At 72.6% G+C, this 6,645-nt stretch carries 4 protein-coding genes, 1 rRNA gene and 1 pseudogene; 1 reads left to right on the top strand and 5 read right to left on the bottom strand.

The genetic code is table 11. The features are described 5' to 3' along the window. Nucleotides 1-20: 20 nt before the first annotated feature. Both IO36_RS42330 and IO36_RS42335 read right to left on the bottom strand, forming a co-directional pair. Nucleotides 21-1,064, bottom strand: a complete 1,044-nt coding sequence (locus IO36_RS42330; RefSeq protein ID WP_037628625.1) for a FecCD family ABC transporter permease — start codon at nt 1,062-1,064, stop codon at nt 21-23. Between the two features lie 183 nt (nt 1,065-1,247). Then, nucleotides 1,248-2,279 carry an HAD hydrolase-like protein gene (locus tag IO36_RS42335; RefSeq protein WP_037628627.1) on the bottom strand — a complete coding sequence of 344 codons (1,032 nt, stop codon included), beginning with the start codon at nt 2,277-2,279 and terminating at the stop codon, nt 1,248-1,250. Between the two features lie 72 nt (nt 2,280-2,351). Here IO36_RS42335 and IO36_RS42340 point away from each other — a divergent pair, with 72 nt between their 5' ends. After that, nucleotides 2,352-3,644: a DUF1015 domain-containing protein gene (locus IO36_RS42340; protein WP_037628629.1), complete on the top strand. Its 1,293-nt coding sequence runs from the start codon at nt 2,352-2,354 to the stop codon at nt 3,642-3,644. A 134-nt stretch (nt 3,645-3,778) separates the two neighbouring features. Here the strand turns inward: IO36_RS42340 and IO36_RS42345 are convergent, their stop codons facing one another. From IO36_RS42345 to rrf, 3 genes and pseudogenes are all read right to left on the bottom strand, one after another. Then, nucleotides 3,779-4,669 carry a hypothetical protein gene (locus IO36_RS42345; RefSeq protein ID WP_245173677.1) on the bottom strand — a complete coding sequence of 297 codons (891 nt, stop codon included), beginning with the start codon at nt 4,667-4,669 and terminating at the stop codon, nt 3,779-3,781. A 543-nt stretch (nt 4,670-5,212) separates the two neighbouring features. Beyond that, nucleotides 5,213-5,923: pseudogene (locus IO36_RS49490) on the bottom strand (tetratricopeptide repeat protein); the annotation flags it as partial. 396 nt (nt 5,924-6,319) lie between these two features. Further along, a 5S ribosomal RNA gene (gene rrf, locus IO36_RS42355) occupies nt 6,320-6,432 on the bottom strand. Nucleotides 6,433-6,645 lie beyond the last annotated feature (213 nt).

Raw genomic sequence — 6,645 nt, forward strand, 5'->3', positions numbered from 1 at the left:
GCTTCGGACAGGTGGGGTCGTCACAGCTGCGCCGTCCTCCGTCGCCGTACCAGAAAGATGAAGACCGGGCCGCCGAGCACCGCGGTGACGATGCCGACCTGGAGCTCCGCGGGCCGGGCGACCATCCGTCCGAGGACGTCGGCGCCGAGCAGCAGCACGGGCGACAGCACGGTGGCGTAGGGCAGGATCCAGCGCAGGTCCGGCCCGGTGAAGGAGCGGACGGCGTGCGGGACCATCAGCCCGACGAACACGATCGGCCCGCAGGCGGCGGTCGCGGCGCCGCAGAGCACGGTCGCGGCGGCCATGGACAGCGCCCGGGTGCGGTTCAGGTTGGCGCCGAGCGCGCGGGCTGTGTCGTCGCCCATCGCCACCGCGTTCAGCGGCCGGGCGAGGGCGAGCGCGAGCACCGTGCCGACCGCGAGGAAGGGTGCCACCTGCTCGATCGTCGAGTCGGTCGCCGAGGCGAGCGAACCGACGGTCCAGAAACGCATCTTGCCGAGCGCCGCGTCATCCATGATCATCACGGCCTGCAGATAGCCGTACAGGGCGGCGCTGATCGCGGTTCCGGCCAGCGCGAGCCGCACCGGGGTCGCGCCCCGGCTGCCGCCCAGGAACCAGACCAGCGCCCCGACCACGGCGGCGCCGAGGAAGGCGAACCAGACGTAGCCGCTCAGCGAGGTGACGCCGAAGTAGGTGATCGCTGTGACGACGGCGGCGGACGCGCCCGCGTTGATGCCGAGCAGACCGGGGTCGGCCAGCGGGTTGCGGGTGAGCGCCTGGAGGACGGCACCGGACAGCCCGAGCGCGGCGCCGGCCAGCAGCCCGAGCACCGTGCGCGAGATCCTGTCCCCGACCACGACGTCGGCGTACGTCCCCGTGTCGTGGAACAGACCGTGCCAGACCTGGTCGAGCGGGAGCGCCTTCGCGCCGATCGCGATGCTCGCCAGCGCGACCAGCAGCAGGAGGCCGAGGGAGACGAGGAGCCCGACGGCCCGTATCGCCCGGCGGGTTGGGGGCGCGGGGGCGGTCTCCGCGCGCTGTTCAGGAGGACTGTCGACCAACACGAGGTTAGGTTAGCCTACCCTCGCATTGCGTTTCGATGGGCCCGCACGTCGGGCCCACTCCCCCGCCCCGCGCCGCGCCCCTGACGGGCCCGTCCCCGAGCGCCTGCCGGGAACTGCGGGACAGCCCGCCCCGAGCGCCTGCCAGGTGCTACCCGAACGGCCCCCGGGGACGAAGAACAGCCCTCAGAGGCCGAGTCGCGCCAGCGCCTTCCCTCCGTCCAGCGCACACGTGCCCTCGCCCGCGGACGTCCACGCCGCCGCGCACAGCGCCCGCAGTCCGTCCAACGCCTCTCCCTCGCCGGTCAGCTCCAGGTGCTCCGCGCCCGCCGTCGCCGTCCAGCCGCCGCAGCGGAAGCCCTCGCCCGCCTCGACGACCTCGGGCTGCCCGGTGAGCATCCCGCGCAGATCGGCGTCGACGTACGTCGGACGGTGCTGCGGCGGCGCGGCCAGCAGCTGCGCGCCGTCCGTCACGCCCGTGAGGACCAGCAGCGAGTCCACCTCTCCGTTGAACGCGCCCTCGATGTCCGTGTCCAGCCGGTCCCCGACCACCAGCGGCCGCTCGGCCCCGGTCCGCAGGATCGTCTCGCGGTGCATCGGGGGCAGCGGCTTGCCCGCCACCTGCGGCTCGGCACCCGTGGCGATGCGGACGACCTGCACCGCGGCACCGTTGCCGGGCGCGATCCCGCGCGCACCGGGAATGGTCAGATCCGTGTTGGACGCGAACCAGGGAAGCCCGCGCGCGATGGCGTAGGACGCCTCCGCGAAGCGGGACCAGGTCAGATCGGGACCTCCGTACCCCTGGACGACGGCGACGGGCTCGTCGTCCGCCGAGTCGACCGGCTCCAGTCCCCGCTCGCGGAGCGCGACCCGCAGCCCCTCGCCGCCGATGACCAGGATCCGCGCGCCCGCCGGCACCTGCTCGCTGATCAGCCGGGCCACGGCCTGCGCGGAGGTGATGACGTCCGAGGCCTCCGTCGGTATGCCCAGCTCCGTGAGGTGCCCGGCGACCGCGTCCGGGGGGCGCAGCGCGTTGTTGGTGACGTACGCGAGGTGCATTCCGCCCGCGCGGGCCGTCGCCAGCGAGTCCGCCGCGTGGGCGATCGCGTCGCCGCCCGCGAAATAGACCACACCGTCCAGGTCCAGCAGCGCGGTGTCGTACGCCTCGCTCAGTGCCCGCTCACTGCCCTCGGGCCGTGTCCTGACGGTCTGGCTCATTGCGCATCGCTCCTCGTTAGATCCCTTTCCCCCGATCATCGCGCATGCCGCCGACGCACTTACGATGCCCCAATGAACTATGCAGGTCCCGAGGCGGAAACACCGGCTGGGAGCGGCCTCGAACTCACCCCGTTCCGAGGCCTGCGCTACGACCCCGACCGGGTCGGCAGTCTGGCCGCCGTGACGTCCCCGCCGTACGACGTGATCGTCCGGCCCGACGGACTGCTCGAACTCGAATCGGCCGACCCGTACAACATCGTCCGGCTCATCCTCCCGCAGGACGGCAGCCCCGAGGCGCGCAACCGGCAGGCCGCCGACACCCTGCGCCGCTGGCGGTCCGAGGGCGTCCTGGCCACCGACCCCGAGCCGGGCCTGTACGTGTACGAGCAGCGCGACGGCGACCTGCTGCAACGCGGTGTGATCGGCAACCTGCTCCTGTCCGATCCGGCCGACGGTGTCGTACTCCCGCACGAGGACGTGATGCCGCACGTCATCGCGGACCGGGCGGCCCTGATGCGCGCCACGTCAGCCAACCTCGAACCCCTGCTGCTGACCTATCGCGGCAACGGTTCGGGGTACGGCGCCGGTGCCGTCATCGAACGCACCGTCGCGCTGCCGCCGCTGCTGTCCACCACCACGGAGGACGGCATCGGCCATCGCCTGTGGTCGGTCACCGATCCGGCGGAGCTCTCCGAGATCCGCGCGGACCTCGGCCGGCACCAGGCCCTGATCGCCGACGGCCACCACCGCTGGGCGACGTACTTGCGTCTACGCGCGGAGCATCCCTCCCCGAGCCCCTGGGACTACGGTCTGGTCCTCCTGGTGGACACCGCCCGGTACCCCCTGCGGGTCCGGGCCATCCACCGGCTGCTGCACCGGCTGCCGGTCGCCGAGGCGCTGGCCGCCCTCGGGGACTCCTTCCGGGTACGCCGTCTCGACGTGCCCCTCGCCGAGGCACTGGGGGCCCTGGCATCGGCGGCGGCCGAGGGCAACGCGTTCCTCCTGGCGGGCGACGGTTCCTTCCATCTCGTCGACCGCCCGTCGCCCGACCTCCTAGCCCGTACGATCCCGGCCGGGCACCCGGAGGCCTGGCGCGCGCTCGACGCCACGGTCCTGCACGCCACCCTGCTCGACCATGTGTGGGGCATCCCCGAGGACTCCCCCGCGCACATCGCGTACATCCACGACACGAGCGCCACGGTGGAGAAGGCGGAACGCGACGGAGGCACGGCCGTCCTGATGCACCCGGTCCGCGAGGAGGTCGTCCGCGAGCTCGCCCGCCAGGGGGTCACCATGCCGCGCAAGTCGACCTCGTTCGGCCCCAAGCCCGCGTCGGGGCTGGTCCTGCGGGCCTTGGCTCCCTGAGTCCCTCACTCTCCGGCGAGGGCGGGCGTGGGGCCCGGCCCCGCGACCGCCTCCCGGAAACGCCACGTGGGCGGCGGCACACCTTTCGGTGTCCCGCCGCCCACGTGTTCGTGTGCGTGGCGCCGTGCCGGGCGTCAGCTCTGCGGACGGTGAGCGGTCTCGCCCTCCGCGTCCTCTTCGCCGTCCTGGCCGTCCTCGGCTTCCTCGTCGTTGTCCTCGTCCTCGAGGTCGTCGACGTCGTCCGTGAGGCCGTCCGTGCCGTCCGTGGTCGCGGGCTCGATCTCGTCCGCGTCCTCGTCGTCCTCGTCGGCGTCCTGGTGCTCGTCCTCGGCGTGGACGTCCTTGGCGGCCTCGGTCGCCTTCGTGTCCGCGCCCGGGGTCTCGTCGTCCTCCACGAGGGCGTCGACGAACTCGATACCGTCCATCTCGGCGAGCCGGTCGGAGGCGTCCGTGCTGCCGTCCTTGTCGGACTCGACGGTCTTGGCGAACCACTCGCGCGCCTCGCCCTCGCGTCCGGCGGCGAGCAGCGCGTCGGCGTAGGCGTAGCGCAGTCGGGCGGTCCAGGGCTGGACGGAGTTCGAGGCCAGCTCGGGGCTCTGCAGGGTGACGATGGCGGCGTCGAGCTGGTCCATGTCACGCCGGGCACCGGCCGCCACGAGACGCATCTCGACCTGGCCGGCCTTGTCCAGCTTCTGCACCTCGGGCGCCCCGGCCATCTCGAGCGCCTTCTCGGGCCGGCCGAGACCGCGCTCGCAGTCGGCCATCACGGGCCACAGCTCCACGCTGCCGGTCATCCGGCGCGCGGCGCGGAACTCGGCGAGCGCCTCGCTGTACTTCTGGTTCGCGTACGCGGCGAAGCCGGCGGCCTCGCGCACGGCGGCGACACGGGACGCGAGACGCAGCGCGATCCTCGAGTACGCGTAGGCGCCCTCGGGGTCCTCGTCGATGAGACGGGCGACCATCACCAGGTTGCGGGAGACGTCCTCGGCGAGACCCTTGGGCAGGCTCAGGAGCTCCTGACGCACGTCCTGGTCGATCTCCTCGCCCGTGACGTCGTCCGGGATGGGCAGCCGCTTGATCGGCTCGCGGTCGCGGTCGCGGTCGTCGCGGTAACGGCCGCCCCCACGCCGGTCGTCGCCACCGCGGTCGTCACGGCCACGGAAGCCACCGGGGCGCCCGCCGCGGTCGTCGCGGCGCGGGCCGCCACGGCCGCGGTCGTCCCGTCCCCGGTCGTCACGGCCGCGGTAGCCGCCGCCGTTGCCGCCACGGCTGTCGTCACGACGGAACCCACCGCGGTCGTCGTCACGACGCGGGCCGCTGGGCCGCTCGTCACGACGGAAGTCGCTGCCGCCACGGCTGTCGTCGCGACGGAAGCCGCCACGGTCGTCGCCCCGGCGCTCGTCACGGCGGAAGTCGCTGCCACCGCGGCTGTCGTCGCGGCGGAACCCACCGCGGTCGTCGTCACGACGGGGACCGCTGGGCCGCTCGTCACGACGGAAGGAGGAAGGACGCTCGGCGTCACGGCGGAAGCCGCCACCACCACGGTTGTCATCGCCGCGGTAGCCGCCGCCGGAGCGGTTGTCGTCGCGGCGGAACCCACCGCGGTCGTCGTCACGGCGCGGGCCGCTGGGCCGCTCGTCACGACGGAAGTCGCTGCCGCCACGGCTGTCGTCACGGCGGAAGCCACCGCGGTCGTCGTCACGACGGGGACCGCTGGGCCGCTCGTCACGACGGAAGGAGGACGGACGCTCGGCATCGCGACGGAAGCCGCCACCACCACGGTTGTCGTCACGACGGTCGTCGCGGCGGAAGTCGCCGCGGTCACCACGGTCGTCACGGCGGTAGCCGCCACCGGAACGGTTGTCGTCACGACGGAACCCACCGCCGGTGCTGCCACCACGCTCGTCACGGCCACGGTAGCCACCGCCACTGCTTCCGCCACGGCTGTCGTCCCGACGGAAGCCACCACGGTCTCCGCCACCCTGGCGGTCGTCACGGCGGTAGCCGCCGGTGCTGCCGCCACGGTCGTCGCGGCGGAAGTCGCCGCGGTCACTGCGGTCGTCACGGCGGTAGCCGCCACCGGAACGGTTGTCGTCACGACGGAACCCACCGCCGGTGCTGCCACCACGCTCGTCACGGCGGTACCCGCCGCGGTCGTCGTCACGGCGCGGGGCGCCGCCGCGGTCGTCGCGGTTGAAGGCGGGGCGGTCACCGTCGCGGCGGAAGCCGCTGCCGCCACGGTCGTCGCGGCGCGGGCCGCTCGGACGGTCGTCGCGACGGAACGGCGGCCGGCCGCCCCGGTCGCCACCACGGCTGTCGTCGCGGCCACGGTAGCCACCGCCACCGCTTCCGCCACGGCTGTCGTCCCGACGGAAGCCGCCACGCTCACCGCCGCGGTCACCGCCGCGGTCGTCGCGGCGGTCGTCACGCCGGCCGGAGCCCCCGCGGTCGTTGTCTCGGCGCGGACCACCGCGGTAGTCACCGCGGTCACCACTGTCACGACGGCGCTGGTCGCGCTCCGGTCGCTCGTCGGGAGAGTTGGTGGACATGGGGTGACTCCTGTCTTCGGTACCGCAAGTCATTCTCGCGCAGCCGGGTACCCGGCGCGCTTCGGCAAAACAAAAAAGGACCCTCAGCCCCAGCGAGTCGCTGGGACCAAGGGTCCTCCAAATTTAGTTCGGCGGCGTCCTACTCTCCCACAGGGTCCCCCCTGCAGTACCATCGGCGCTGTGAGGCTTAGCTTCCGGGTTCGGAATGTAACCGGGCGTTTCCCTCTATGACCACCGAAACCCTGTCAGACGCCTCGTGATGAAACGAGGCCTCGAACGGGCAGCGAACAAGCACACTTTTCAATTGATGAAGTGAAACTGTTCAGCCAGCACAACCGTTCGTTGTCTGGGAACTACACAGTGGACGCGAGCAACTGAGGACAAGCCCTCGGCCTATTAGTACCAGTCACCTCCACCCGTTACCGGGCTTCCAGATCTGGCCTATCAACCCA

Source organism: Streptomyces aureus (assembly GCF_000725495.1).
Taxonomy (GTDB): Bacteria; Actinomycetota; Actinomycetes; order Streptomycetales; family Streptomycetaceae; genus Streptomyces; species Streptomyces aureus_B.